The sequence below is a fragment of the Thomasclavelia sp. genome (assembly GCF_047249845.1).
Lineage (GTDB): Bacteria > Bacillota_I > Bacilli_A > Erysipelotrichales > Coprobacillaceae > Thomasclavelia.
Map to the genome: position 1 here is coordinate 1 of NZ_JBKTWO010000110.1, position 2,781 is coordinate 2,781.

At 29.7% G+C, this 2,781-nt stretch carries 3 protein-coding genes; all 3 read right to left on the bottom strand.

The genetic code is table 11. The features are described from left to right. Window positions 1–196: 196 nt before the first annotated feature. On the bottom strand, window positions 197–772 hold the full coding sequence (locus tag ACLR9T_RS13655; protein WP_412874627.1) for a lipoprotein 17-related variable surface protein: 576 nt from the start codon (window positions 770–772) through the stop codon (window positions 197–199). A gap of 299 nt (window positions 773–1,071) precedes the next feature. Continuing rightward, window positions 1,072–1,794 (bottom strand): ATP-binding cassette domain-containing protein, encoded by a 723-nt coding sequence (locus tag ACLR9T_RS13660; RefSeq protein WP_412874628.1) that lies wholly within the window; start codon window positions 1,792–1,794, stop codon window positions 1,072–1,074. After that, window positions 1,787–2,781 (bottom strand): glycine betaine ABC transporter substrate-binding protein (locus tag ACLR9T_RS13665; protein WP_413110046.1); only part of this gene is annotated, 995 nt, incomplete at its 5' end. The genes ACLR9T_RS13660 and ACLR9T_RS13665, both read right to left, overlap by 8 nt.

A 2,781-nucleotide genomic window follows, 5' to 3' on the forward strand; every position in this document is an offset into this window, starting at 1 on the left:
ATTTAATAGGCTGCGTTCTGCTAGGTTCCACCCACCAAGCTCTCTAGTAGTGCACGATCTATTTTTATCTCCACATCAATGGTTTATTTTTTACTACTATAAATGAGATAAAACAAATTGTCAATAAAAAAATATTTTATTAATTTATTATTTATCACTCATTATAGAAATGAAGTTATTAAAATATATGCAAAACTTAATCAATATGTTCATTATTTTTATTTAATTGAATACTATCTTTCATCATATCAAGTGCAATATCTTTTAAGGATTTCATATCATTATTTTGCTTATTTTCGCAATCAATAGCAACTTCTATAAAGTGTTTAGAATTATAACGATGTAAAAGTTCTATATCTGATTCTCCTTGAGTAGTATAATAAATTCCTGACTCTTTATCTATTAATTGATAATCACTTCTTTGTGGGTGTGTATAACCTTTATGATTCTTAGAAACAGTATACTTCACTTTAAGAGTTCCAAATTGATCATTATTCTCATCAAACCAAAAATAATATGAATGATCTTGACCCTTAAATGTACCATAAAATCTTATATTATCAATCTCAGATAATGTTTTCTTTAGCACAGAACTATCAAAATATGACTTAGGATGATAGAAATCATAAAAGTCATCTCCTAGACTTGATTGAAAGTTTTTAACTGATGAATACCAGTTCATCTCAGTGTTTTTTGGTATTCGTATCATCATATAAATAGCTATAATGATAATAGCTATTGCAAATCCTATTCCATAAATAAGTTTCTTCATTTTTTCACCCTCTTATTATGACTCACATATTTTTAAAGTTTGCATAGATTAATATTGGGTTAGAAATAATCTCTAATCACATAAAGAGTCAGCCATCAGCATGGCGCCATATACTCCTCTTCCAATATCCTCTTACTCATTAGAGATTTGCTACCTCATTTTATGATTGTAAAGCATTCATATCTATACTTATTATACTATATATTGAATATCCAACCAAGATATTCAGTAGAAAAAATAATAATTAAAGAATATAAGGTTAAATAACAAAAAAAACAAAGGCTATTGGACCTGTGTTTCTATAAATATGATAATAATTGTTTGACAAAGTCAGTTTGAGGATGATCTAAAATATTTTGGCTTGTATCAAATTGCTCAATATGACCATCTTTCATAATCATAACACGATCTCCTAAGCGAAGAGCTTCCTGTATGTTATGAGTAACAAAAACAAGTGTAAATGGAACTTTTTGATGAATACGTAAAAGTTCATCTTGTAAGCCATGTCTGGTAATTTCATCAACAGCTCCAAAAGCTTCATCCATCAGAATAATCTGAGGATTAGCTGCTAAAGCTCTTGCAATACCAATACGTTGTTTTTGTCCACCACTTAGTTCATCAGGATACCTTTTTAAGATATCTTGATCCAAATCCATCATAACTATCAGTTCATGAACTCTTTCTTTAATCATTTGAGGATCTGTTTTTTGAAGTCTTAATACATAAGAAATATTATCTTCAATGTTCATATGTGGGAAAAGTCCTATATTTTGAATAACATAACCAATATGTCTTCTTAATTCATTTTGATTGATTGTTTGAATATCAACACCATCAATATAAACGTGTCCCTGATCAGGTAGTAACAAACCATTAATGAGCTTTAACATTGTCGTTTTTCCACTACCACTTCCTCCAATAACACTAATCATTTCATGGGAGTCAATCTCAACTGAGAAATCTTTTAAAATTTGATTATCATCATATGCTTTATCAATATGTTCCAAACGTATACTACTCATCTTTTGACTCCTCCCATAATCCTTTGCTTTGAAGGAATGCTTTTGCAACATCCTTATCATTTTTCTTTTCTTGTTCTACTTGATAATTCATTGTTGCCATTTCTTTCTCACTAATCAATCCATCCATTAACATAAGAACTGATTTTAATTCAGGATATTCTTCTAAAACAGTTTGTCTCACAACGCTTCCAGCATAATATGTTTCAAAATAATGCTGATCATCTTCTAATAAAACAATTTCTGAATCACTTAATTGCCCATCTGTTGTAAAGACAATAATAACATCAACTTGATTTTTACGTAAAGCATCATATTTTAATCCAATATCTAAATCTACTGTCTTTTTAAAATGGAAATCATTAGCTTCACTCATAGCTTTATAGCCATCATCACGCTCATAGAAATCATACTCACTACCAAATATCAATTGACTTGAAATAGCTGCTAAATCTGAATACGATTTTAAGTTATAACGATTAGCTAATTCTTTTGTGACTGCTATACCATATGTATTATTAAAACCATATAATCCAACCCAATCTAATTGATATTGAACTTGATACTTTTCTACCAACTGCTTATACAATGTTTCTTCATCTGGAAAAGCTATTTCTTTAAGCACAAAATTCCATGCTGTTCCAGTATATTCAGGATAAATATCAAATTCACCACTTAACATAGCAGGATGAATATTACTTGTCCCTCCTCCAACACCTTTTGTAAGTTCTACATCAATATCTGTTCTTTGTTCAATCAGCATTTTCAGCATTTCACCAATGACAAATTCCTCAGTCATTGGTTTTGTAGCAATATGGATTGTTTTATCTTTATGGGGTGCATAAAACAAACTCGCTGCAAAAACAATCATAGCACTCAATACTACAATGACGACTTTTTGTTTTTTCTTCTTACTGTGACGACGATTTTGAATATAACGTTCAAACATCGCAATTAAGAAGTCTGCTAAAAACGCTAAAATAGCCACAG

What these genes read in the sequence shown, in the direction of transcription:
- ACLR9T_RS13655 (WP_412874627.1), bottom strand. Translation starts at nt 772, where the DNA reads ATGAAGAAACTTATTTATGGAATAGGATTTGCAATAGCTATTATCATT.
- ACLR9T_RS13660 (WP_412874628.1), bottom strand. Translation starts at nt 1,794, where the DNA reads ATGAGTAGTATACGTTTGGAACATATTGATAAAGCATATGATGATAAT.